20 protein-coding genes, 2 pseudogenes and 1 riboswitch are annotated in these 22,925 nt (G+C 68.9%); of the genes and pseudogenes, 2 read left to right on the plus strand and 20 right to left on the minus strand.

Translation table 11 applies throughout. The features are described from left to right. Positions 1-171 precede the first annotated feature (171 nt). The 10 genes and pseudogenes from NYP07_RS12965 to NYP07_RS13010 all read right to left on the minus strand — a co-directional run bounded on the left by NYP07_RS12965 (position 172) and on the right by NYP07_RS13010 (position 10,357). The gene (locus NYP07_RS12965; protein WP_268151113.1) at positions 172-1,806 is read right to left on the minus strand and encodes a sigma-54-dependent Fis family transcriptional regulator; all 1,635 of its coding nucleotides are present in this window, start codon (positions 1,804-1,806) and stop codon (positions 172-174) included. Between the two features lie 590 nt (positions 1,807-2,396). Beyond that, positions 2,397-2,690 (minus strand): annotated as a pseudogene (locus tag NYP07_RS12970) (transposase domain-containing protein); the annotation flags it as partial. 75 nt (positions 2,691-2,765) lie between these two features. Continuing rightward, positions 2,766-4,109, minus strand: coding sequence for an MFS transporter (locus NYP07_RS12975; RefSeq protein WP_268151066.1), 1,344 nt, complete (start codon positions 4,107-4,109; stop codon positions 2,766-2,768). Between the two features lie 48 nt (positions 4,110-4,157). Next, positions 4,158-4,937 (minus strand): 1,6-dihydroxycyclohexa-2,4-diene-1-carboxylate dehydrogenase, encoded by a 780-nt coding sequence (locus NYP07_RS12980; RefSeq protein WP_268151069.1) that lies wholly within the window; start codon positions 4,935-4,937, stop codon positions 4,158-4,160. Between the two features lie 8 nt (positions 4,938-4,945). Continuing rightward, on the minus strand, positions 4,946-5,953 hold the full coding sequence (benC, locus tag NYP07_RS12985; RefSeq protein ID WP_268151071.1) for a benzoate 1,2-dioxygenase electron transfer component BenC: 1,008 nt from the start codon (positions 5,951-5,953) through the stop codon (positions 4,946-4,948). Positions 5,954-5,967: 14 nt separating this feature from the next. Beyond that, complete coding sequence (gene benB, locus NYP07_RS12990; protein WP_268151073.1) at positions 5,968-6,459, minus strand: benzoate 1,2-dioxygenase small subunit; 492 nt, start codon at positions 6,457-6,459, stop codon at positions 5,968-5,970. A 10-nt stretch (positions 6,460-6,469) separates the two neighbouring features. Next, positions 6,470-7,876, minus strand: coding sequence for a benzoate 1,2-dioxygenase large subunit (gene benA, locus NYP07_RS12995; RefSeq protein ID WP_268151075.1), 1,407 nt, complete (start codon positions 7,874-7,876; stop codon positions 6,470-6,472). A gap of 91 nt (positions 7,877-7,967) precedes the next feature. After that, entirely contained in the window at positions 7,968-8,882 is a 915-nt protein-coding gene (gene catA / locus NYP07_RS13000) for a catechol 1,2-dioxygenase (protein ID WP_268151077.1), read from the minus strand. Positions 8,883-8,917: 35 nt separating this feature from the next. Beyond that, the gene (gene catC, locus NYP07_RS13005) at positions 8,918-9,208 is read right to left on the minus strand and encodes a muconolactone Delta-isomerase (protein WP_268151079.1); all 291 of its coding nucleotides are present in this window, start codon (positions 9,206-9,208) and stop codon (positions 8,918-8,920) included. 24 nt (positions 9,209-9,232) lie between these two features. After that, positions 9,233-10,357 carry a muconate/chloromuconate family cycloisomerase gene (locus NYP07_RS13010; RefSeq protein WP_268151081.1) on the minus strand — a complete coding sequence of 375 codons (1,125 nt, stop codon included), beginning with the start codon at positions 10,355-10,357 and terminating at the stop codon, positions 9,233-9,235. Between the two features lie 100 nt (positions 10,358-10,457). Between NYP07_RS13010 and NYP07_RS13015 the strand changes: the two genes are divergently transcribed. Next, positions 10,458-11,399 (plus strand): LysR family transcriptional regulator, encoded by a 942-nt coding sequence (locus NYP07_RS13015; protein WP_268151083.1) that lies wholly within the window; start codon positions 10,458-10,460, stop codon positions 11,397-11,399. Here NYP07_RS13015 and NYP07_RS13020 read toward each other — a convergent pair. The 8 genes from NYP07_RS13020 to NYP07_RS13055 form a co-directional block, all read right to left on the minus strand. Further along, a complete protein-coding gene (locus NYP07_RS13020) occupies positions 11,369-12,544 on the minus strand; it encodes a benzoate/H(+) symporter BenE family transporter (RefSeq protein ID WP_276597266.1) in 1,176 nt (391 codons plus the stop codon). The genes NYP07_RS13015 and NYP07_RS13020 overlap by 31 nt on opposite strands. A gap of 5 nt (positions 12,545-12,549) precedes the next feature. After that, positions 12,550-13,350 (minus strand): 3-oxoadipate enol-lactonase, encoded by an 801-nt coding sequence (pcaD, locus tag NYP07_RS13025; RefSeq protein WP_268151087.1) that lies wholly within the window; start codon positions 13,348-13,350, stop codon positions 12,550-12,552. Next, complete coding sequence (gene pcaF / locus NYP07_RS13030) at positions 13,347-14,552, minus strand: 3-oxoadipyl-CoA thiolase (protein WP_268151089.1); 1,206 nt, start codon at positions 14,550-14,552, stop codon at positions 13,347-13,349. Before pcaF ends, pcaD begins: the two co-directional genes overlap by 4 nt. Next, positions 14,549-15,232 (minus strand): 3-oxoacid CoA-transferase subunit B, encoded by a 684-nt coding sequence (locus NYP07_RS13035; RefSeq protein WP_268151091.1) that lies wholly within the window; start codon positions 15,230-15,232, stop codon positions 14,549-14,551. Before NYP07_RS13035 ends, pcaF begins: the two co-directional genes overlap by 4 nt. Positions 15,233-15,242: 10 nt before the next feature. Continuing rightward, positions 15,243-15,944: a 3-oxoacid CoA-transferase subunit A gene (locus NYP07_RS13040; protein WP_268151093.1), complete on the minus strand. Its 702-nt coding sequence runs from the start codon at positions 15,942-15,944 to the stop codon at positions 15,243-15,245. Positions 15,945-16,110: 166 nt separating this feature from the next. Further along, the gene (locus NYP07_RS13045; protein ID WP_268151095.1) at positions 16,111-17,409 is read right to left on the minus strand and encodes a D-amino acid dehydrogenase; all 1,299 of its coding nucleotides are present in this window, start codon (positions 17,407-17,409) and stop codon (positions 16,111-16,113) included. Positions 17,410-17,458: 49 nt separating this feature from the next. Continuing rightward, positions 17,459-17,563, minus strand: a riboswitch (glycine riboswitch). A 103-nt stretch (positions 17,564-17,666) separates the two neighbouring features. Beyond that, entirely contained in the window at positions 17,667-18,965 is a 1,299-nt protein-coding gene (locus NYP07_RS13050) for an MFS transporter (protein WP_268151097.1), read from the minus strand. Positions 18,966-19,090: 125 nt separating this feature from the next. Continuing rightward, on the minus strand, positions 19,091-20,332 hold the full coding sequence (locus tag NYP07_RS13055) for a M20 aminoacylase family protein (RefSeq protein ID WP_268151099.1): 1,242 nt from the start codon (positions 20,330-20,332) through the stop codon (positions 19,091-19,093). 134 nt (positions 20,333-20,466) lie between these two features. On the opposite strand from NYP07_RS13055, the gene NYP07_RS13060 reads away from it, so the two are divergent. Continuing rightward, complete coding sequence (locus NYP07_RS13060) at positions 20,467-21,351, plus strand: LysR family transcriptional regulator (protein WP_268151101.1); 885 nt, start codon at positions 20,467-20,469, stop codon at positions 21,349-21,351. Positions 21,352-21,556: 205 nt separating this feature from the next. Here the strand turns inward: NYP07_RS13060 and NYP07_RS13065 are convergent. Together NYP07_RS13065 and NYP07_RS24125 are read right to left on the minus strand one after the other, a co-directional pair. Beyond that, positions 21,557-21,825, minus strand: a pseudogene (locus NYP07_RS13065) (IS21 family transposase); the annotation flags it as partial. 699 nt (positions 21,826-22,524) lie between these two features. Next, positions 22,525-22,812, minus strand: coding sequence for a pentapeptide repeat-containing protein (locus tag NYP07_RS24125; RefSeq protein ID WP_378990267.1), 288 nt, complete (start codon positions 22,810-22,812; stop codon positions 22,525-22,527). Positions 22,813-22,925 lie beyond the last annotated feature (113 nt).

A 22,925-nucleotide genomic window follows, 5' to 3' on the forward strand; every position in this document is an offset into this window, starting at 1 on the left:
GTTGCTGCACCGCAGCTTGATGAAATGATGAAGCGGGAGCGGCCCCGGCGCTCCCGCGCCAGGGCTCATACGGGTTTGCAATCGAAGTGATCACAAGGCGCGAAGCCGCAGACAGTGCTTGAGCACGGCAAGGCGAAGCAACGCAGTGAGCGCTTTGATTGCGAAGCCGTATCAGGCGGCCGGCAGGCCTTCCTTCTTGAGCCGGTAGGCCAGCTGCGGCCGCGTGATGCCGAGCAGGCGCGCGGCCTGGGACAGATTGCCCTTGGCGCGCTGCATGGCCATCTGCATCAGCCGCTGTTCGAGCGAGGCCATGTCGATCTTCTGCTGCAGCACCTGGTCGCACAGGCCGTCGAGCTCGGCCGCCTCGCCGCTGCCCACATGGCCCAGCGCATCGAGCTGCTGGTCGGGCTTCAGCCCTGCCCCCTTGCTCCACAGGTGCACGGATTCGATGGCGCCGCCTTCGGGCGCCAGCAGCACGGCGCGCTCGATCGCGTTCTCCAGCTCGCGGATATTGCCCGGCCAGGGCTGGTTCAGCACGTCGCGCATCGCCCGGTCGGTCAGCCCGCTGAGCTTCTTGCCGTAAAGGGCGCTGTACTTCTCGAGGAAGCGGTTCACCAGCGGCGGGATGTCGGCCGTGCGCTCGCGCAGCGGCGGGATCGTGATCGGGAAGGTGTTGAGGCGGTAAAACAGGTCGCTGCGGAACTTGCCGGCCTGCATGGCCTGCTGCAGGTCCACATTGGTGGCGGCGACGATGCGCACGTTCAGCTTGATCGGCTGCTCGGCGCCCAGGCGCTCGATCTCGCCGGTCTGCAGCACGCGCAGCAGCTTGACCTGCGTGGCCAGCGGCAGGTCGCCGGCCTCGTCGAGGAAGAGGGTGCCGTTGTTGGCCCGCTCGAAGCGCCCTGCCCGGGCCATGTGGGCCCCCGTGTAGGCGCCCTTCTCGACGCCGAACAGCTCGGCCTCGATGAGGTCGGCCGGGATGGCGGCGCAGTTGACGGCGATGAAGGGGCCGGCGGCCCGCGGGCCGTTGTCGTGCAGCCAGCGTGCGAACACCTCCTTGCCGACGCCGGTCTCGCCCAGCAGCAGCGCGGTGATGGCGCTCGGCGCGGCGCGCTTGAGCAGATCGAAGGCGGCCCGGAACCCCGGGGACACGCCGACGAGGCTGGTGTCGTACTCGCGGCGCGGCTGCACGGCGCGCAGGTGTTCGAGCCCGATGTTGTAGTCGATCAGCCGCTCGCCGATGCGCTGGGGCCGGAAGTAGTCGACGTACTCGTCGTCACGCCAGTCCTCGGCCGGCTGGCCGACGATGCGGCACTGGCTGTCGCCCATGCTGTGGCATTCGGTCTCCTTGAAGACGATCAGCCGGCCGAAGAAGGCGCTGGTGTAGCCCGAGGCGTAGCCGATCTGCTGCCAGCACTGCGGGTCGTCGCCGTAGCCCATGTCCGTCACGTGCGCATCGCACTCCCAGGAGTTGGTCCAGAGGAACTCGCCGAAGAAGTGCTTGGTCTTGAGGTCCAGCTCCATATAGACCTTCTCCACCTGCACCGCGCCCTCGATGGTGTGCAGCTGCGGCCCCAGCATGAAAGCCTCCTCGCAAGGCATGCCGGCGCGCATTTCCCTGAGGGCCAGCTCGCCATCGCGCTGGCCCGAGGCAAAGCCCATGCGCACCAGCAGGCCGCGCGCCCGCGCCACACCCAGGGAATCGAACAACTCCCGGCGCAACCCGGCCAAGGCTCGCGTATGCAACAGCATCATGCGGTGTTCGTTCAGCCAGATATGGCCCGAACCCGCATTGAAGCGGAGCATGGACAACAGTTCGCCCACGTCTTGTCTCCAAATCAGTGTCCCGGAAAGGTCTTCGCCTCCCTTCTTCGGATGCTACAGGAGTGACGCGTCTTGCTCCGGTTGCGTCCGCTGCGTCAGGTGTGACGCAGCCGCACCGGCGCGCAGCGGGAGCGCTACGCCAACTTCACCCCACCAAGGAAATTCGATGTCCTGACTTGCGGGGCTTGCGTGCCTAGGGAAGGCCAGCAGACGCAGAATGCCATCGGGCTGTTCAACAGGCATGGCCGGGGAAGGTCAATGTCTTCTCCGGGTTGCGCAGTCTCTGCTGGCGTTCAAAGCCGTCCCAGTAGTTCTGCCATCGCTTCTCTTAACCAGCCGTTAGCAGGGTCGGCGTGAAAGCGCTGATGCCAATGCTGCTTAACCGCAAACGCCGGCAGCGTCACTGGCGGCTCAAGCAACTGCACCCTCTCCTGCTGTGCCAGTGTCTCCCCGAGCCGACGGGGCACGATGACAAGCAGTTCCGTCTGTGCCACCAGGCGTGCTACGCAAGCGCACGGTGAACCCATCGTAAGCAGCCAGGGAACACATGTTGACCGACGCAGAGCGTTCAGTCAGATGACCGGTACCCGGTGATGAGGCAGCAATTCGCCGACGTCGCAGGCCCGCTGTGTCGGCAGCCATTGCAGGACGTCCTTCAAGTAGGCATACGGGTCATGCCCGTTGAGCTTGGCTGACTGGATCAGACTCATGATGGCCGCGGCACGCTGCCCGGCCAGCAGCGTTCCCGCGAACAGCCAGTTCTTGCGCCCCGTCGCCCAGGGACGGATTTGCTGCTCGTCGTGGTTGTTGTCGATGGGCAGCGCCGGGTCATCCTCGATGCGCGTTCGAAACTGCAACCGCTGCAGCTAGCCGTCAGGACCGCAAGCGAAAGGGCTACTGCACCACCCCGTCGAAGTGACGACGGCGCATGATGGGACGCCTCAGGCCAGCGCCGAACTGACGGTCAGCGGCCGCTCGGGCTGACGTGAGCCGGTCCAGGCGAAAGCGAGCATCGCAAAGCACGCGACCAACCCGGGCGCCGCAAACGCCAGGAAGTTGGCGCTGAGCGGCACGCCCAGGCTCATCAACGCGCCGCCCAGCACGGGGCCGACGATGGCGCCGTTGCGCCCGATGCCCGAGGCCCAGCCCAGGCCGGTGGAGCGGATGGCCAGGCCGTAGAACTGCGCGCCGCAGGCGTAGAGCAGTATCTGCGAGCCGATAGTGGTAGCACCCGCCACGGCGATCAGGCTGTAGAGCACCCAGCTCGGACTGTTGAAGCCCAGCAGCCCGATGGACAGGGCCGCCAGCGCGAAGAACACCGCCAGCACCCGCGGCAGGTTGAAGCGGTCGCCCAGCCTGCCACCACCCACCGCGCCGAAGATGGCGCCGAAGTTCAGCACCAGCAGGAAACTCAGCGACGAGCCCAGCCCGTAGCCGGCCTTGCTCATCAGCTTGGGCAACCAGGAATTCAGCGCGTAGACCATCAGCAGGCAGCAGAAGAAGGCCAACCACAGCATCAGCGTGCGCAGCGCGCGGCCGTCGCGGAAGAGCTCCAGCACCGGCGCGCTGTCAGCCTTCAACGCTGGCATCTTGAGCATCTGGCCCCGCTGCGGGCGGTGGCTGGGTTCCACCCGTTGCAGCATGTGCTGCGCCTCGTCGATGCGGCCCTGGCGGATCAGGAAGCCGACCGACTCCGGCAGGAACTTCATGATGATGGGCAGCAGCAGCAGGGGCACGCCGGCGACGAAGAACACCGACTGCCAGCCCCACGTCGGCAACAGTACCATGCCCAGGCCGGCGGAGAGCATGCCGCCAACCGAGTAGCCGCTGAACATGATGGCCACCAGCGTGCTGCGGATCTTGCGCGGCGCGTACTCGCTCATCAGCGCGACGACGTTGGGCATCACGCCCCCGATGCCCAGCCCGGCGATGAAGCGGCACAGGCCGAACTCGGTCGGGTTGCGCGCAAAGCCGTTGAGCACCGTGAAGCCGCTGAACAGCACGACGCAGATCGTGATGGCCTTTTTGCGGCCGATCTTGTCGGACAGCGGCCCGAACACCAGGGCGCCCGCCATCATGCCGAAGAGGGCATAGCTGCCCAGCGCGCCGGCTTGCAGCGGCGACAGCGCCCATTCCTTCATCAGCACCGGCAGCACCACGCCGTAGATGACGAGGTCGTAACCGTCGAAAATGATGATGAGCGCGCACCAGAACAGCACCATCCAGTGGAAGCGGTTGAAGCGGGCGTCGTCGATGAGCCTCGACACGTCGATCTCGCGGGTCATGGGGTTGTCTCCGTTTGGGGTTGTGGGCTGGGCCGTGCCGCCCCGGGCTCAGCCGAGGTCGCCACCGCCCACCGGCAGCGTGACGCCGGTGATGTAGGCCGCCTCGTCCGAGGCCAGAAAGAGGATGGCGCCGACCTGTTCGTCGACCGTTCCGTAGCGCTTCATCAGCGAGGACTCGATGGTTTGATCGACGATCTGCTGGTACCAGGCCTTCTCCTGCTCGCTCTGCGGCGCGGTGTTGCGCGGGATGCGGCGCGGGGGGGCCTCGGTGCCACCGGGCGCCGTGGCATTGACGCGCACGCCGCGCTGCGCCGTCTCGAAGGCCAGGCAGGCCGTCAGCGCGTTCACGCCGCCCTTGGCCGCACCGTAGGGCACGCGGTTCACGCCGCGGGTGGCGATGGACGAGACGTTGACGATCGCGCCACGCCCCTGCTCCAGCATGACCGGCAGCGCAGCGCGGCAGCACCACAGCGTGGGGAAGAGCGAGCGCCGCACCTCGGCCTCGATCTCGTGCTCGCCGTAGTGCTCGAAGGGCTTGGCCCAGATCGTGCCGCCGACGTTGTTGACGAGCACGTCGATGCGCCCGAAGCGCTCCAGCGTCTCGGCCATGACGGCATGGCAGTCGGCGAACTGCTCCAGGTCGGCGGTCAGCGTCAGCACACGACCGGCCGCACCGGGGAGCGCTCGCAGTTCGTGGACCAGCTCGGAGCGGTCGATGGCCGCGACCTGGGCGCCCTCGTCGAGCAGCCGCTCGACCACCCGTCGGCCGATGCCTTGCGCAGCGCCGGTGACGACCGCCGTGCGGTCCGTGAATCGTTGTGAACCCATGGCCGACCTCATGCGCTCGCCGCGAACTTTTCGTAGAAGAAGTTCGCCGGTTGCAGGCCGCGTTCGCGGAGGGTCTGGCTCACCGCCTCCACCATCGGCGGCGGGCCGCAGAGGTAGACGTCCACCTCGCCGTCGTGCAGATGCGCCGGCTCCAGATGCTGGGTGACATAGCCCTTCTTCGGCCAGGCGCTGCTCTCGCTCGCGACGCAGGCGGTGAAGGTGAACTGCGGGATGCGCGCGGCGAAGGCCTCGAGCTTGTCCATCTCCACGAGGTCTGCGTCGTGCGTCACGCCGTAGATCAGGTGCACCGACTGCGGCGCGCCCTGCTCGGCGATCTTCTCCAGCATCGCGGTGAAGGGCGCCAGGCCCGTGCCGCCGGCCAGCAGCAGCAGCGGGCGCTTGATGTCGCGCAGGTAGAAGCTGCCCAGCGGGCCGGTCAGCGTCATCGCGTCGCCGGCCTTGGCGAGCTGCGTCAGGAAGCTGCTCATCAGCCCGCCCGGCACGTTGCGGATCAGGAAGGACACCTCGCCATCGCGCGGCAGCGAGCTGAACGAGTAGGCACGGGTGTGCGCGCTGCCCGGCACCTGCAGGTTCACATACTGGCCGGGCAGGAAGGCCAGCCGGTTCAGCGCCTCGCCGCGCAGCGACAGCGAAATGGTGCTGGGCGACAGCTGCTCGACCCGGCTGATGGCCGCCTCGAAGCGCGCCTGCTGCGTGCGGCACACGGCCGACGTGGCCGGCACGCGCACGACGCAGTCGCTCTGCGCCCGCATCTGGCAGGTCAGCACGAAGCCGTCACGGGCCTCGGTATCGCTGAGCGCGTCGTCGATGTAGTCGCCCATCTCGTAGCGGCCCGACTCGGCGAAGCATTTGCAGGTGCCGCAGGCGCCGTCGCGGCAGTCCAGCGGCAGGTTCACGCCCTGCCGGTAGGCGGCATCGGCGACGGTCTCGGTGGCTTTGGCGGCTATGAAGCGGGTGACCCCGTCCTCGAACTGCAGCGCGATCTGGTGTCCCATGGCGAGGCTCCGGCTCAGACGTGGTAGACGTCCACGACGTGGTGGATGTAGTCGTTCTTCAGCACGATGTGCTTGCGCCGGATCAGCGGCTGCGGGCCCGTCGTGTCGAGGGTGTAGTGCGAGGTGCCGAAGTAGCTGTCCGTGGTTTTGTAGCGGTAGCTCAGCGTGTGCCAGTTGAAGCGCAGCTGCACCTCGCCGTCGGTCTGCGACAGGATCTCGAGGTTGTGCAGGTTGTGGCCGGTGCGCGGCTCCGGCATGCTGGCTGCCGACCGTTCGGTCTTGATGCGGAAGACGCGGTCCTCCAGCCCGGCACGGCTGGGGTAGTAGATCAGCGAGATCTCGCGCTGCGGGTCGGTGGTGAGCTGGTCGTCGTCGTCCCAGGACGGCATCCAGAACTCGGCGTCGGGGTGGTAGCAGGCCAGCCAGTCGTCCCACTGGCGGTCGTCCAGCAGGCGGGCTTCGCGGTACAGGACGGCCTGCACCTGCTCGAAGGTCATCGTGCTCATCGGGGTCTCCTCAGGCGCCGTGGTGGCAGTGGTCGCCGTGGCGGTCGCAAGCGTCGGCCGCCTGCTGTGCACCCTTCTGCAGCGCCTGCCGCAGGCTCTGCTGCCAGTAGCGGTGCTGTTCGGTGTAGAGGCCTTCGTCTTCGGTCTTCACGCCGCTGAGCACGGGCTTCAGGCCGATCTCCTGCGCCGCCGGGTCGGCGCCCTGCACCCAGTGCGTGGCGCCGCGGCACATGTCGTTCCAGGGCAGCGCGATGCCGGCATAGCCCTGCTGGCAGGCGCGGAACTCCTCCAGGTCGTCCGGCGTGGCCATGCCGGTGGCGTTGAAGAAGTCCTCGTACTGGCGGATGCGCCGGGCGCGCGCCTCGGCCGGCTCACCCTTGGGCGCGATGCAGTAGATGGTGACTTCGGTCTGGTCGACGGCGATGGGCCGCAGCACGCGGATCTGCGAGCTGAACTGGTCCATCAGATAGACGTTGGGGTAGAGGCAGAGGTTGCGCGAGTGGTTGATCATCCAGTCAGCGCGGGCCTGTCCGCAGCGCTCGACGAGCTCGGCGCGCTGCTTGAAGGCCGGCCTGTCCTCGGGGTTGGCCCAGCGCGTCCACAGCAGCATGTGGCCGTGCTCGAAGGAGTAGAAGCCGCCGCCCTGCTTGGCCCAGCTGCCGGCGTCCATGGCCTTGATGTTGTCGCCGGCGGCGGACTGCTTGCGGTGGTTGGTGGTGGCCGCGTAGTTCCAGTGCACCGAGCTGACGTGGTAGCCGTCCGCGCCGTTCTCGGCCTGCAGCTTCCAGTTGCCGTCGAAGGTGTAGGTGCTGGAGCCGCGCAGTACCTCCAGCCCCTCGGGCGACTGGTCCACGATCATGTCGATGATCTTGGTGGATTCGCCGAGGAACTCGGTCAGCGGCAGCACGTCGGGATTGAGGCTGCCGAACAGGAAGCCGCGGTAGCTCTCGAAGCGCGCGACCTTCTTCAGGTCGTGGCAGCCGTCCTTGTTGAACGACTCGGGGTAGCCCGCCTCGTTCGCGTCCTTCACCTTGAGCAGCTTGCCGCTGTTGTTGAAGGTCCAGCCGTGGAAGGTGCAGGTGAAGTTGGCCTTGTTGCCCTTCTTGTGCCGGCACAGCGTCGCGCCGCGGTGGGAGCAGGCATTGATGATGGCGTTGAGCTCGCCGGCCTTGTTGCGCGTGATGACGATGGGCTGGCGGCCGATCTGGGTCGTCAGGTAGTCGTTCACGTTCGGGATCTGGCTCTCGTGGGCGAGGTAGATCCAGTTGCCTTCGAAGATGTGCTGCATCTCCAGCTCGAAGAGCTCCGCGTCGGTGAAGGCGGCGCGGTGCAGCTTGTAGACGTGGCGGGTCGGGTCCTCGACCAGCATGCCGGCCAGGCGCTGCTCGAGGTCCGCGGGGGCGGTGGCGTGGGTCATGGGCGTCTCCGGGTTGTGCGCGCAGGGCTCCGCTCGCCCGGCCGGTCGCGCCGGTGGGCTGGAGCTGCAGCGTTCGTGGGGCGGTGCCGGGTCAGGCGGCGGCGCGCGGGCGGGCGAAGTCGGTGGCGGGCGCCTTCACTTCGTCGGTCAGCAGGTCGAAGTCGAAGCTGATTTCATGGAAGGGCTTGTCCACGCCCAGGGCCTGCATCGCGGCGGGGTCGGCATTGGTGCGCACCGGCGGCACGAGGCCCTCGCGGGTGCCGAAGGCGAAGTCGTCCCACAGATGCGGGTCGGACTCGATGTTGATCTGCGTGGTGAGCTTGCGGTGACCCGGGGCACTCACGAAGAAGTGGATGTGGGCGGGGCGATGGCCGTGGCGGCCGAGCAGGTTCAGCAGTTGCTCGGTGGAGCCGCCCGGGGGCACGCTGTAGCCCAGCGGCATGATGCTGCGGAACTTGTAGCGGCCGTTGGCGTCGGTCACGATGGTGCGGCGCAGGTTGAAGGCGCTCTGCGTCGTGTCGAAGTAGGAGTAGTTGCCCAGGTGATTGGCATGCCAGGCCTCGACCTTGGCGCCGGCCATGGGCTTGCCGTCCGCGCCGCGCACGACGCCCGACATGACCACCACCTCGCCCGGCAGCATGCCGTCGTCCATGCGGGCCTCGCCCTGGCAGACCGGCGCGCCAGCGACGTAGAGCGGGCCCTCGATCGTGCGCGGCGTGCCGCCCTTCAGGCCGGCGCGGGCCTCGGCCTCGTCCATGCGCAGGTCGATGAAATGCTCCAGGCCGATGCCCGGCACGATCAGGCCCAGCTCGCCGCGGGCGCCCGCCTGGCCGAGGTAGTTCAGGCCGGCCCAGAACTCCTCGGGCTGGATGTCCAGGTCTTCCATCGCGAGCATCAGGTCGCGCAGAAGGCGGCGCACGACGGTCTTGACGCGGGCATGGCCCGGGCCGGTCACGCCGGTGGTTTCGAAGCGGTCGAGCAGGGCGTCGATCTGTTGGGCATTCATGGCTTGTCTCCTTGTGTCGGTATCAGTGGGTTGAATCAGCGGTCGTCGTCACGGATGGACGAGGGATGCCGGCACAGCGGCGCCACGTCGATGTCCATGTAGGGGAAGAGCGGCAGGCCCGACAGCAGCTGGTGCAGTTGCTCGACGCTGTCCACATCGAAGATGCTCACGTTGGCGTAGCGGCCGGCCACGCGCCACAGGTGGCGCCACCTGCCCTGGCGCATCAGGCCCTGGGCGACTTCGCGCTCGGTGGTCTTCAGCGCCTCGGCCTCGGCCACGGGCATCGTGGCGGGCAGGCGGACGGTCATCTCGACTTTGAACAGCATGGTCTGGGTCCTTGCGGGGAGAGGTCAGGCGCGGCGCATGCGGGCCAGGCGCGCGGTGTCCAGCGTGATGCCGAGGCCCGGCGTGGTGGGCAGCTGCAGCGCGAAATCGCGGTACTGCAGGGGCTCCTGCAGGATTTCCTCGGTCAGCAGCAGCGGGCCGAAGAGTTCGGTCGACCAGGCCAGCTCGCCGAAGGTGCTGAAGAGCTGCGCCGAGGCCATCGTGCCCACGGCGCCTTCGAGCATCGTGCCGCCGTACAGCGCGATGTTGGCGGCCTCGGCAATGCCGGCCACGCGTGCCGCGCCGCGCAGGCCGCCGGACTGGTTGATCTTGACCGCGAAGATGTCCGCCGCCTGCGTGGCCGCCACCTCGAACGCATCGCGCGGGCCGTGCAGGGCCTCGTCGGCCATGATGGGGATGATGTTGGCGTCGGTCAGGCGCTTCAGGCCCAGCTTGTCGTGCGCGACGATGGGCTGCTCCACCATGTCCACGCCCGCGTCCGCGAGCCCGCGCATGCCGTCCAGCGCCTCGGTGACCGACCAGGCCTGGTTGGCATCCACCCGCACGCTGGCGCGGCTGCCCAGTGCGGCCTTGATGGCGGCGACGTGAGCCACGTCCTCGCGCACCCCGCGCAGGCCGATCTTGAGCTTGAAGATGTTGTGGCGGCGCAGGTCCAGCATGCGCTCGGCCTCGGCGATGTCGCGGGCGGTGTCGCCGCTGGCCAGCGTCCAGGCGATGGGCAGGCTGTCGCGCACGCGGCCGCCGAAGAGTTCGCTCAGCGGCACGCCCAGGCGGCGCGCCTGGGCGTCGTACAGCGCCGTCTCGATCGCGCACTTGGCGAAGCGGTTGCCCTGCACCTGGCCGGCCACGCGGGCGAGCCGCTGCGCGACGGCGCCGGCATCCTGGCCTTCGAGCAGCGGCGCGATGTAGGTGTCGATATTGGCCTTGATGCTCTCGGGGCTCTCCTCGCCGTAGGCCAGGCCGCCAATGGTGGTGGCCTCGCCCCAGCCTTCGATGCCGTCGGAGCATTGAACCCGCACCAGCACCAGCGTCTGGTGATTCATCGTCGCCACCGACAGGCGGTGCGGACGGATCGTCGGCACATCCACCAGCAGGGTTTCTACGGCTTGGATATGGGGAGTGGACGACATGGATGGCGGTGTCATGGGAGGTGAGTGAAGCGATGTTAGGAAGCGCCTTGCTTGCCGTCCAAGACCGTCTTAGACTGCCTCGATACCCAACAGGTATTGAATGGACTTCCGCCACCTCAAGTACTTCGTCGCCGTTGCCGACGAGCAGAACTTCACCCGCGCCGCTGAGCGGCTGCACATCTCGCAGCCGCCGCTGAGCCGCCAGATCCAGGACCTGGAAGAGGAACTCGGCACGCCGCTGTTCGAGCGTGGCTCGCGGCCGCTGAAGCTCACCGACGCCGGCCGCTTCTTCTACGGCCACGCCACGCGGCTGCTGGAGCAGGCCGCGCAGGCGGTGCGCTCGACCAAGCGCATCGCGCAGCTGGAGCGGCGGCTGGTGGTGGGCTTCGTGTCGTCGACGATGTACGGCGCGCTGCCGCTGCTGGTGCGCAAGTTCCGCGCGGCCAACCCGCAGACCGAACTGGCGCTCACGGAGATGTCCACGGTCGAACAGATCGATGCGCTCAAGATCGGGCGCATCGACGTGGGCTTCGGCCGCGTGCGGCTCGACGACCCGTCCATCAAGCGCGAGATCCTGCGCGAGGAAAGGCTCGTGGTCGCCATTCCCAGCGAGCACGAACTCGCTCGGGGCGAAGGTGCGCTGACGCTGCGCGACGTGGCCGCGCAGCCGCTACTCGTCTACCCGCGCACGCCGCGTCCGAGCTATGCCGACCAGGTGCTCTCCCTGCTGCGCGACCTGGCCCTGGAGCCGGCCAGCGTGCTGGAGGTGCAGGAGATGCAGACCGCGCTCGGCCTCGTCGCGTCGGGCATGGGCCTGTGCGTGGTGCCTGCCAGCGTTCACCGCCTGCGACCCGACGAGGTCGTCTACCGGCCGCTGGCCGAGGCACAGGCGGTGTCGCCCATCATCATGAGCACCCGGCTGCAGGACCAGTCGGCCGACATCGCGCTGATGCGCCAGCTCATTGACGAGATCTACGCCGAGCAGCGGGCGGCGCGCGAGGCCGCGCAGGCTCAAGCGCGCGCCGGCCTCAGCAGCACATAGGCCGCCCCGCCGAACACCACGCCCCAGAAGGCCGACGCCAGGCCCAGGAAGTTGAGCCCCGAGGCGGTGGCCAGGAAGGTGATCAGACCGGCTTCGCGGTGGGCGGCGTCCTGGACCAGGGCGCTCAGGTTGGCGCCGATGGCGCCGAGCAGCGCCAGGCCTGCAAGCACGGCGACGAGGGCGGGCGGCAGCGCCAGGAAGAGCGCGATCAGGCTGCCACCCAGACTGCCGGCCAGCAGGTAGAACACGCCGTTGGCCAAGCCGGCCACGTAGCGCCGCGACGGCTCGGCATGCGCCTCGCGGCCGGTGCACAGCGCCGCCGTGATGGCCGCCAGCACGGTCGTGATGCCGCCGAACGGTGCCGTCAGCAGCGCGCCCAGGCTGGTGACCGCCAGGATGGGCCGCGCCGGCGTCGCGTAGCCCGCGCTGCGCAGGATGGCCATGCCGGGCAGAAACTGGCCCGACAGGCTCACGAGCACCAGCGGCAGCGCCAGGCTCAGCGACGACGCCCACGACCATGCCGGCGTGATGAATTGCGGCACGGTCAGCTGCCAGGTCAGTCCCCGCTGGGACCACTGGCCGAGGGCTGCGGTCAGCGCGAGCCCCAGGGCCAGCACGGCCACCACGTGATAGCGCGGCCACAGCCGCTTGAAGACGAGATAGCCGGCCAGCATGCCCAGCCCCAGCCCCAGCACCGGCGCCGTCTCGACGGCCTTGAAGGCCCGCGCGCCGAACTGGAACAGGATGCCGGCCAGCATGCCGCTCGCGATGCCGGGCGGCATGTGGCGCATGAGGCGGTCGAAGCTGCCGGTCAGCCCGACGAGGCCGATCAGCATCGCCGCCGTCAGGTAGGCGCCGACCGCTTCGTTGAGCGACAGGCCCGGAAACAGCGTGATGAGCAGCGCGGTGCCGGGCGCCGACCAGGCCGTGATGACCGGCGCCTTCAGCCACAGGCTCAGCACGATGCCGCTCAGGCCCGCACCCACCGAGATCGCCCAGACCCAGGAGGCCGTCATCTCCGGCGACACGTGGGCGGCCTGCGCCGCCTGGAACAGGATGACCAGCGGCCCGGCGTAGGAGATCAGCACCGCCAGCAGGCCGGCGGCAATCGCCGACAGCGAGGCGTCGCGGCGCAGTGCGGCCAGCACGGTCAAACCCGCGGCAGGCCGGCGAGCCACGCGTCCAGCGCCGCGGCGAAGGCGGCCGGCTGTTCCAGCACGCTCAGGTGCGAGGCCTCCGGCAGCACGACGAGCCGCGCACCGGCCACGGCCTGGGCGATGCGCGTGGCCATGGCCGGCGGCGTGCCCGCATCCAGCGCACCGGCGATGACGAGGGCCGGCACGTCGATGGCCGGCAGGCGGCGGGTGGTGTCGATCTGGCTGATGGCCTCGCAGCAGGCGATGTAGCCGGCCGGATCGCAGGCCAGCACGCGCTCGCGCCAAAGCGCGACCGTGCCCGGGTGCTCGGCCCGGAAGCCCTCGTGGAACCAGCGCTGCAGCGCGCCGTCCACCACCGCCTCCAGCCCGCCCTGGCGGATGCCCTCGATGCGCTGCGCCCACCCCGCCTGGGCCTCGGGCGGGTAGCCTGACGTCGTGTTCGCGAGCACCAGCGCACGCACCGCGCTCGGGTGGCGCAGGGCCAGTTCCTGGCCGACCATGCCGCCCATCGACAGGCCCACCCACACGACCGGACCGACGCCCAGGCGCTCGATCAGCGCAGCGGCGTCATCCGCCAGCTGGGCCATGGTGTAGGGCCCGGGCGGCGCGGCGCTGCGGCCGTGGCCGCGCTGGTCATAGCGCAGCACACGGTGCCCCTGCGCGCGCAGGTGCGCGGCCAGGGCGTCCCACATGCGCAGGTCGCAGCCCAACGCATGGCTGAGCATCAGCGTGAGGCCGGACGGCATGCCGCCGGTCGGCAGCGCCAGTTCGTGGTGCAGGCGCGCCGCGCTCACACCCGCTCCACGATGACCGCGATGCCCTGCCCCACGCCGATGCACATGGTGCACAGCGCATAGCGTCCGCCGCTGCGGTGGAGCTGATTGACCGCCGTCATCACCAGCCGCGCGCCGCTCGCGCCGAGCGGGTGGCCGAGCGCGATCGCGCCACCGTTGGGGTTCACGCGCGGATCGTCGTCGCGCAGGCCGAGTTGGCGCAGCACGGCCAAGCCCTGCGCAGCGAACGCCTCGTTCAGCTCGATGACGTCCATCTGGTCGAGCCTCAGGCCCGCCTGCGCCAGCACCTTGAGCGAGGCCGGCGCGGGGCCGATGCCCATGACGCGCGGCGCCACGCCGGCTGTCGCCATGGCCACCACGCGGGCGCGTGGCCTGAGGCCGTGGCGCCGCGCACTGGCCTCGTCAGCCAGCAGCAGCGCGCAGGCGCCGTCGTTCACGCCCGAGGCGTTGCCGGCCGTCACCGTGCCCTCCGGGCGCACCACCGGCTTGAGCCTGGCAAGCGCTTCCAGGGAGGTGTCGCGCGGATGCTCGTCCTTGGACACGACCAGGGCTTCGCCCTTCTTCTGCGGCACGGTGACCGGCGTGATCTCGCTGTCGAACACGCCGGCCTGCTGCGCCGCGACGGCCTTGCGCTGCGAGGCCAGGGCCATCAGGTCCTGGTCCTCACGGCTGATGCGGAAGTCCGTGGCCACGTTCTCGGCGGTCTCGGGCATGGCGTCCACACCGTACTGCGCCTTCATCAGCCTGTTGACGAAGCGCCAGCCGATGGTGGTGTCGTAAATGGCGTTGGCGCGGCTGAAGGCGCTCTCGGCCTTCGGCATGACGAAGGGCGCGCGGCTCATGCTCTCGACGCCGCCGGCGATCATCAGCCCGGCCTCGCCGCTCTTGATCGCACGGGCGGCGCTGCCGATGGCATCCATGCCCGAGCCGCACAGCCGGTTCACCGTCGAGCCCGGCACCGTGATGGGCAGGCCGGCCAGCAGGGCCGACATGCGCGCGACGTTGCGGTTGTCTTCGCCCGCCTGATTGGCGCAGCCGTAAAGGACGTCGTCCACCGCTTCCCAGTCGAGCTGCGGGTGGCGCGCCATCAGCGCGCGCAGCGGCACGGCGCCGAGGTCGTCGGCGCGCACGCCGGACAGGCTGCCGCCGTAGCGGCCGAAGGGCGTGCGCAGCGCGTCGCAGAGGTAGGCGTGGCGGGTCATGCGGCCTCCTTCAAGGTGTCGGCGGCCAGCAGGCGCACGCCAGGGGTCAGGGCTCGCAGCGCGGCGAGGGTGAGGCCCGAGGCCAACTCGGCCACGACGGGGCCGTGCGGCGTGAGGTCGATGACGGCCAGGTCGCTGTAGATGCGGCTCACGCAGGCCACGCCGGTGAGCGGATAGGTACAGGCCGGCACGAGCTTGGCTTCGCCGGCCTTGGTGAGGTAGTCCATCATCACGAAGGTCTTCTTCGCGCCGATGGCCAGGTCCATCGCGCCGCCAACGGCCGGGATGGCATCGGGCGCGCCGGTGTGCCAGTTGGCCAGGTCGCCCGCGGCCGACACCTGGAAGGCGCCGAGCACGCAGCAATCGAGGTGGCCGCCGCGCATCATCGCGAAGCTGTCGGCATGGTGGAAGAAGCAGCCGCCGGGCAGCAGCGTGACGGGCTGCTTGCCGGCGTTGATGAGGTCATAGTCCTCCTCGCCGGGCGCCGGCGCGGGGCCCATGCCGATGACGCCGTTCTCGGAGTGCAGCACCACCTCCTTGTCGGCGCCGAGGTGGTTGGCGACCGCCGTGGGCAAGCCGATGCCGAGGTTCACCACGGCACCGTCGGGGATGTCGGCGGCCACGCGGGCGGCCATCTCGTCGCGCGTCCAGCGGCGCACGCCATTCAGAAGTTCAGCCATGAGTTGTCCTTTACGCCGCCTGCTTGAAGCCGCCCGCGCGCGTGACGGCGCGGTGCACCTGCACCAGACGCTGCACGAACAGGCCCGGCGTGACGATGGTCTCGGGGTCGAGCGCGCCGAGCTCGACGATCTCATGCACGCTCGCGATGGTCGTGGTGGCCGCCATGGCCATGATGGGGCCGAAGTTGCGCGCCGTCATGCGGTAGGTCAGGTTGCCCCAGCGGTCGCCGCGCTCGGCCTTGATGAGGGCGAAGTCCGCCTTGATCGGCGACTCGAGCACGTACATGCGGCCATCGATCTCGCGGGTTTCCTTGCCCTCGGCCAGCGCGGTGCCGTAGCCCGTGGGCGTGAAGAAGCCGCCGATGCCGGCCCCCGCCGCGCGGATGCGTTCCGCCAGGTTGCCTTGCGGCACCAGCTCCAGCTCGATGCGCCCGGCGCGGTACAGCGCATCGAAGTGGTGGCTGTCGGCCTGGCGGGGGAAGGAGCAGATGATCTTGCGCACACGGCCCGCGGACAGCAATGCGGCCAGGCCGGTGTCGCCATTGCCCGCGTTGTTGTTGACGATGACCAGCTCGCGCGCGCCGCCGTCGATCAGCGCCTCGGTCAGCTCGTTGGGCAGTCCGGCCGTGCCGAAGCCGCCGATCATCACGGTGGCGCCGTCGCGCATGTCGGCCAGCGCCGCCTCTGCAGACGCGACCCGTTTGTCGATCATGGTTTGTCTCCTGGCATGCTGCCGCGCTGGCGCCCGGCAGGTGTCGTCCAACGCGACATCGAGCGGCATCGTAGGGAGGGCACGCGCCGGCGTCCAAGACAGCTTGAGACTGGTTCGATACCCTGTGAGCATCGAACGCCGGCGTGCGCTCCTTCGACGCGCGCGTCTAGGCGGCGGCGCCCACGCCTGACGTCGATACGCGGCGAAGCGCCAGGCCCGCGAAGGCGAAGTCCACCTCCGGCGCCATGCCGCTGACGATCTGGGCGATGCTCTTGCCCGAGCCGCAGCAGTGCGTCCAGCCGAGCGTCCCGTGGCCGGTGTTCAGGAACAGGTTGGGCAGGCGGGAGCGGCCGATGATGGGCACGTTGGACGGCGTCGCGGGCCGCAGCCCGGTCCAGAACTGCGCCTGGCTGACATCGCCCGCGCCGGGAAACAGCGCTTCGGCGCGACGCACGATGGCCTGGCAGCGCTGCGGGTTGAGGTGGCGGTCGTAGCCGTTGAGCTCCGCCGTGCCGGCGATGCGCAGCCTGTCGCCCAGGCGCGAGAACACGAGCTTGAACTCGTCGTCGGTCAGCGAGACCTGGTGCGCCCTCGCGGGGTCCAGCACGGGCATCGTCACCGAGTAGCCCTTGGCCGGGTAGATCGGCAGGCGGATGCCTAGGGGCGCGGCGACGAGCGGGCTCAGGCTGCCCATGGCCAGCACGTAGGCGTCGGCGCGCAGCTGCCGGTAGCGGCCTTCGGCGTCGACCACCTCGGCATGGTCGATGCGGCCGCCGGCCTCGCGCAGCGCGGTCAGGGTGTGGCCCATCAGGAAGGTCACGCCGTCATCCTCGCAGCGGGCGGCGAGTTCCCTGGCGAACTGGTTGGCATCGCCCGACTCGTCTTCCGCCGTGTAGGTCGCGCCGGCCAGTCGCGGGCGGATGTGGCCCAGCGCGGGCTCCAGCCTCACGGCCTCGTCGGCGGAGATGACGCGCCGGTCGCAGCCGAGCGCGCGCATCTGCGCCGCAGGCGCCTCCGCGGCATCGAACTCCTGCTGGCTCGTGTAGAAGTGCAGGATGCCTTGGGTGCGCTGGTCGTAGGCCAGGCCGCGGTCCCGACGGAGTGCCTGCAGCACCGCGCGGCTGTAGCTGCCCAGCCGCACGATCTGCTCGATGTTGTGCCGCGTGCGGGCTGGCGTGCACTCGCGCAGGAACTGCAGGCCCCACAGCCACTGCCGCATGTCGGCCCGCAGGCGGAACAGCAGCGGTGCATCCTCCTGCCCCAGCCACTTCAGCACCTTGAGCGGCGCGTCGGGGTTGGCCCAGGGCTCGGCATGGCTGACGGAGATCTGCCCGCCGTTGGCGAAGCTGGTTTCCGCCGCCGGCGTGGCCTGGCGGTCGATGACGGTGACGTCGTGGCCCTGCTGACGCAGAAAATAGGCGGAGGTGACGCCGAGCAGGCCGGCGCCAAGGACGATGACTTTCATGGGGAGAGCTCCAAAAGCGATGCATTCGCCGGGTATGGCCCGGCGAGGTGCCGCTCCCCCTGTCCTTGGTACCTGAGAGTTTCGGCCACGGGCTCCCCCGCGGCCTTGCTCCTTCGGTGCGTCACGGGCGTGACGGCTCTCCAGACGGCGATGGTGATGCGCAGTATGGGACCTGAGCGTTCATGGGAGATTGCGCCTTCGGTGGCCGGCCTTGCGGGCCAGCACTCTCCTGCCATGGGGACGAGTATGCCCGCGGATCAGTCCTCCAGCGCGTGATCGCGGCTTTCGGGCATCGCCAGCATGGCCAGGGCCGTGATGACGCTGGTGGCGGCGACATACCAGGCCGGTGCTGCCGGATTGCCGGTCACGCCGATGAGCCAGGTGATGATGAATTGCGTGGTGCCGCCGAAAAGGGACACCCCGACCGCGTAGGCGATGGACATGCCGGTGGCGCGGATGCCGCGCGGCAGCAGTTCGGGGATGGCGACGAGGGACGCCGCCGCGCTGAGCGCCGTGAGGGCCGCGAGCACCGCCGACACCGCGAACAGGGTCATTGCCGTGGGGTTGGCGATCAGCAGCATGAAGGCCGGCACGGTGACCACGGCCGCCGCGACGCGGGGCCAGAACATGGTCGGCCGGCGGCCGAACTTGTCGCACAGCCAGCCGCCGAGGAGCGAGAACACCAGGGTCATCAGGCCCACGACGACCGTCGCGCCCATGGCCACGCTGGACGACATCTTCAGTGTCGTGATCGCGTAGGTGGTCATGAAGTTGGCGACGTAGGTCGACACCGTTCCGCCGATGATGACGAGCACCGCCAGGCCGATGAGCCGGCCCTTGCGCTTGAGGCCCGTGACGCCGCTGTTCTGCGGCTGCGCGGGGGCGGCGTGCAGGGTCTCGGGCATGGCGTGGCGCAGGTACAGTGCCAGCGGCACCAGCAGCAGTCCGACGGCGAAGGGCACGCGCCAGCCCCAGGCGAGCATCTCGGCAGGCGAGAGCGCCTGGGTCAGGGCCAGGCCGATGACACCGGCCACGAGGCCGGCGGCGCCCTGGCTGGCGAGCTGCCAGCTGGCATAGAGGCCCCGCCGTTCGGCCGGGGCCGACTCGATGAGGAAGGCGCTGGACGGCCCCACTTCGCCGCCCAGCGCGAGACCCTGGATGAGCCGTGCCGCCACGACGATGATCGGCGCAGCGATCCCGATGCTCGCGTAGGAAGGCGTCAGTGCCAGACCGAGGGTGCCCAGCGTGATCAGCACGATGGTGAGCAGCATCGCCGGGCGGCGGCCCGCGCGGTCGGCGAGGGCGCCGATCAGCACCCCGCCAACCGGCCGTGCGAAGAAGCCCACGCCGAACACGGCCACCGACAGCAGCAGGCTCCCGAGCGGCGTGGCCGCGGGGAAGAAGGTCTTGCCGATGTAGACCGCGAAAAAGGCGTAGGTGACGAAGTCGTAGAACTCCAGCGCATTGCCCGCGACGGTGGCGGCGACGACCCGCTTGGGCACGGCGGCCCTGGGCGTTGCGCGGGGCGCCGCAGCGGGGGCGCGGGCGGAGGGCATTGGCAAGGGATGGGTGGCTGAAGGATTCATGGCAAGTCTCGCTCGGGCGCGAGCCCGTTGGATGCTGCGATCTCGGGGCAGGGCCACGACCGCAGCAGTCGTGGCGATGCAGGCGCGGCCTGCGTTCAGTCGGGCAGGAAGGTCTCGGCCAGCAGCGTCCAGTAGGCCGCGCCGATGGCGATGTTGTCGTCGTTGAAGTCGTAGCCCGGGTTGTGCACCATGCAGGCGCCCGGGCTGCTGCCGTCGCCATTGCCGATCAGCAGATAGCTGCCAGGCACGCGCTCCAGCATGAAGGCGAAGTCCTCGCTGCCGGAGAGCGCCGGCGCCTGCAGCGTGACGCCGGCGGCGCCGCGCAAGGCCAGGCCCACGCGGCGGGCGAGCTCGGTCTCGTCCGGCGAGTTCACGAGCACCGCGTAGCCCGGGCGCCACGCCACGTGGCCCTGCACGCCGAAGCTCTCGGCGTGGGACGCCACCAGCGCCCGGATCCGGCGTTCCAGCAGCCCACGCACCTCGCGGTCCAGCGCGCGCACGCTCAGCTCCAGGGTGGCGCTGGCGGGGATGACGTTGTTGGCCTGGCCCGCATGCAGCGCGCCGACGGTCACCACCGCCATGGCCTGCGGATCGACGTTGCGGGAGACGATGGTCTGAAGTGCCATCACGAGGCTGGCCGCCGCGACGATCGGGTCGGCCGCCTTGTGCGGCATCGCGCCGTGCCCGCCGATGCCGGTCAGCGTGACGGTGGCGTAATCGCTCGACGCCATCGCCGCCCCTTCCCGGAACGCCAGCTGACCTTGCGGCAGGCCGGGCATGTTGTGCATGGCGAAGACGGCATCGCAGGGATACCGGTCGAACAACCCGTCCTCCATCATGCGCAGGGCGCCGCCACCGCCCTCTTCCGCCGGCTGGAAGATGAGGTGCAGCATGCCGTCGAAGCGGCCGGCCTCCGCGAGGCGCCGCGCCGCCGCCAGCAGCATCGCGGTGTGCCCGTCATGGCCGCAGGCATGCATGAGGCCCGGCCGGCGGCTGCTCCAGGCCGCGCCCGTGGCCTCCTCGATGGGCAGCGCATCCATGTCGGCGCGCAAGCCGAGGCGCCTGCCGCTGGTGCCACGCACGAGGCGGCCCACCACGCCGGTGCCGCCGACGCCCCGCTCGACCTCGTAGCCCCAGGCTTCGAGCTTGTCGGCCACGAGCGCTGCGGTGCGGTGCTCCTCGAAGGCCAGCTCCGGCTCGCGGTGGATGTCGCGCCGCAAGGTGACGAACTCCCCCACCTGCGCCCGGAGCTTGTGCAGCAGGTAGGCGGACGCTTCGGTCGGTGCCGCCTGGGCGGTGGAGGATGCCTGGGCGGCTGGCACAGCATCGGCGGACATGGGCTCTCCGGGTTCGCGAAGGATCGGTGCGACCCAAGGCTTGGAAGCAATGTAGGAGCCCGGAAACAGAACGTCCAATGCATTGTTATGGCATGTATGATGAATTCATTGAATGAATTACCCAGGTTTTCCCGATGACCCTCGTGCAGCTGAGGCACCTGATTTCATTGGCTGAGACGGGCTCCTTCACACGCTCGGCGCAGGCGCTGTTCCTGACCCAGCCGGCGCTGAGCCGCAGCATCCGGGCGCTGGAAGAGGAACTGGGGCAGCCCCTGTTCGACCGGATCGGTCGGCGCAGCGTGCTCACGCCGTTCGGCATGGAAGCTCTGCAACGCGCCCGCCAGCTCGTGGCCGATGCCGATGACCTGGCCAGCAGCGGGCAGCAGATGGAAGCGGGTCGGACGGGTGTCATCCGCGTCGGCCTGGGAGCCGGGCCAGGCGCCATGCTCATGACACCCCTGCTGCGGACGATGGCGCAATCGCACCCGAAAGTGCATGTCGACATCACGCGCGGCGACACCGACAGGCTGGTCACCGCGCTGCGCGAACGCGAGCTCGACGCACTGGTGGTGGATGCCCGGGCACTGCTGCCCGCGCCCGACCTGCAGGTGAGCCACATCGTGGAGATGCGCGGCGCCTTCATGGTGCGCGAGGGGCATCCGCTGGCCCAGGCAAAGGGGCCGATCCGCTTCGCCGCGGTGCGCCAGTTTCCGATTGCTTCCACACCCCTGAGCGACGAGGTGGCGCGCACGCTCGTCGAGCGTTACGGCGCAGAAGCGCACCCGACGGCCTGCGTGACCTTGCGCTGTGGAGAGATTTCCAGCCTTGTTCAGGTCGCCCAGGACAGCGACGCGGTGTTGATTGCCATCCGTGCCGCAGCGCCTGACCTGGTGGAACTCGCGCTCAAGCCTGCCTTGAACGCCACCGCGCGGTTCGGTGTGGTCACGCTGGCCCGGCGCGCGGAGCCCCCTGCCTTGGCGATCTTGCGCAAGCTGGTGGCGCATCTGATGACGGAGTGAGCAGTCTGTGGCGCAGCACAGGCAGATCCGGGTCAAACTGAGACCGTCTCGCCATGCAGCAGCAGTCATCGTCCCTATCCCGTGCCCCTGGTGAGCGCCCGCTTGCGAGAGCGGGCCCGGGCGCTGGGACTGCTCACCTACCGCTGCACCTTCATCAGGGTCGGCTTCTCCAACTGCCAGACGTCGTGCACCGTGCCCGGCTGCTGACCAGCTCGGCATGCAGTTGCTTCAAGGTGCGCCGCTGCTTGCGCGTCTTGCCGGCCTCGGTCTTGAGCCAGTGGGCCAGCTTCTCGGCGAAGGGGTCGAGCCGGCTCTTGCTGGCTCGCTTGGCGTAGGTCGGCTCTTGGTCGCCGCTGCGCAGGTACTTCCTGATGGTGTTGCGAGACAGGCCGGTGCGTCAGGCTATCTCGCGGATGGACAACTGCTCGCGCGGGGCCCACCGCCTGATGAGACTCCGTGCGCCACGTCAATCACTCCAGTGCTCCTGCCGCAAATTGCGGCAGGCTAGGTTGATACGTGGGTCAGGTTTGAACGGAAGTCAGTGTGAGAGGTGGGTCAGGTTTCGAAGGAAATCAACAAACAGACTTTGTGACTTCAACAAATAAAGTCCGTCGGGATTAGCACTCGTAAGTTGTTGAATTTTCAGCGTACGTGGAGTGCGCCAAAGTCCGTCGGAGATCCTCGCCTGGCCGCCCCATTTGCACGGCCACAAAGGAAGTCCGTCGGACACTGATTGGGGCCTTCACGGCACGCGTGAGCCGACCTCGTTTTGCGACAGGCTGCAGTGCAGCGATTCTGTTGAAAAACCCGATTGCTACGACAAGTCGGAACGAGCCCATTTCGAAGGCTTGTGGTGATGACGTCACGGCGATGGCCCTCGCAGCTGCCTTGGAGGCCTCAGGCGCGATTGCCGTGACGATTGACCCGGCGGGATGTCGCGGAAAACGTCGGCGCTCATAGGTCCGATTTGGGCCGTCGACCGCGTCCGATCCGAGTTTTTCAACAGAATCCAGCGGTTGCGGTCCTTCGATTTGCAGGATTCAGCGCCCGGAAGCCGCCGTTCAACGTCTGAATTCAGCGCCTGCGAAGCAGTCCGCTTGAATGAATGGTTGGGCCCCCTCTGTAGCCCGGTTGGCCACCCTCTAGAGTCGAGACCTGCGAGTCGATTACAAGTCAATGACCCCAACCGGCTGGGCTTTTCATGCCGAAGGGGACGAACGTTGTCGAGTCACCATTGGCTGTTCCAAGTTGGCCTTCGGTTAGATTTTTGGCGAAACGCAAGTCGGCTCCGCGAAGGTCAGTTCCGCGCAGGTCGGCACCTCCGAAGTCCGCGTCCAGAGTACTCGACCCGCGAAGCTTCGCACCTCGGAGGTTTGCGTCGCGAAGGTCAGAGCCCCAGAAGTGAGCGTCCGACAGATTCACGCCGCTAAAGTCTGCCCTCCGAAGATCCGAGAACCTGATTGGTAAGCTGCCTCAGCAGGCTCACGCCATGAGCTACCCGACCCGTAATCTGACCTCCGAATCACCCCGGAGTGCAGACCATGGCGTTCAACTTCATCCAGTTCCAGCATGGC

The sequence above is a fragment of the Pelomonas aquatica genome (assembly GCF_026712205.1).
GTDB classification, from domain to species: domain Bacteria; phylum Pseudomonadota; class Gammaproteobacteria; order Burkholderiales; family Burkholderiaceae_C; genus Pelomonas; species Pelomonas aquatica.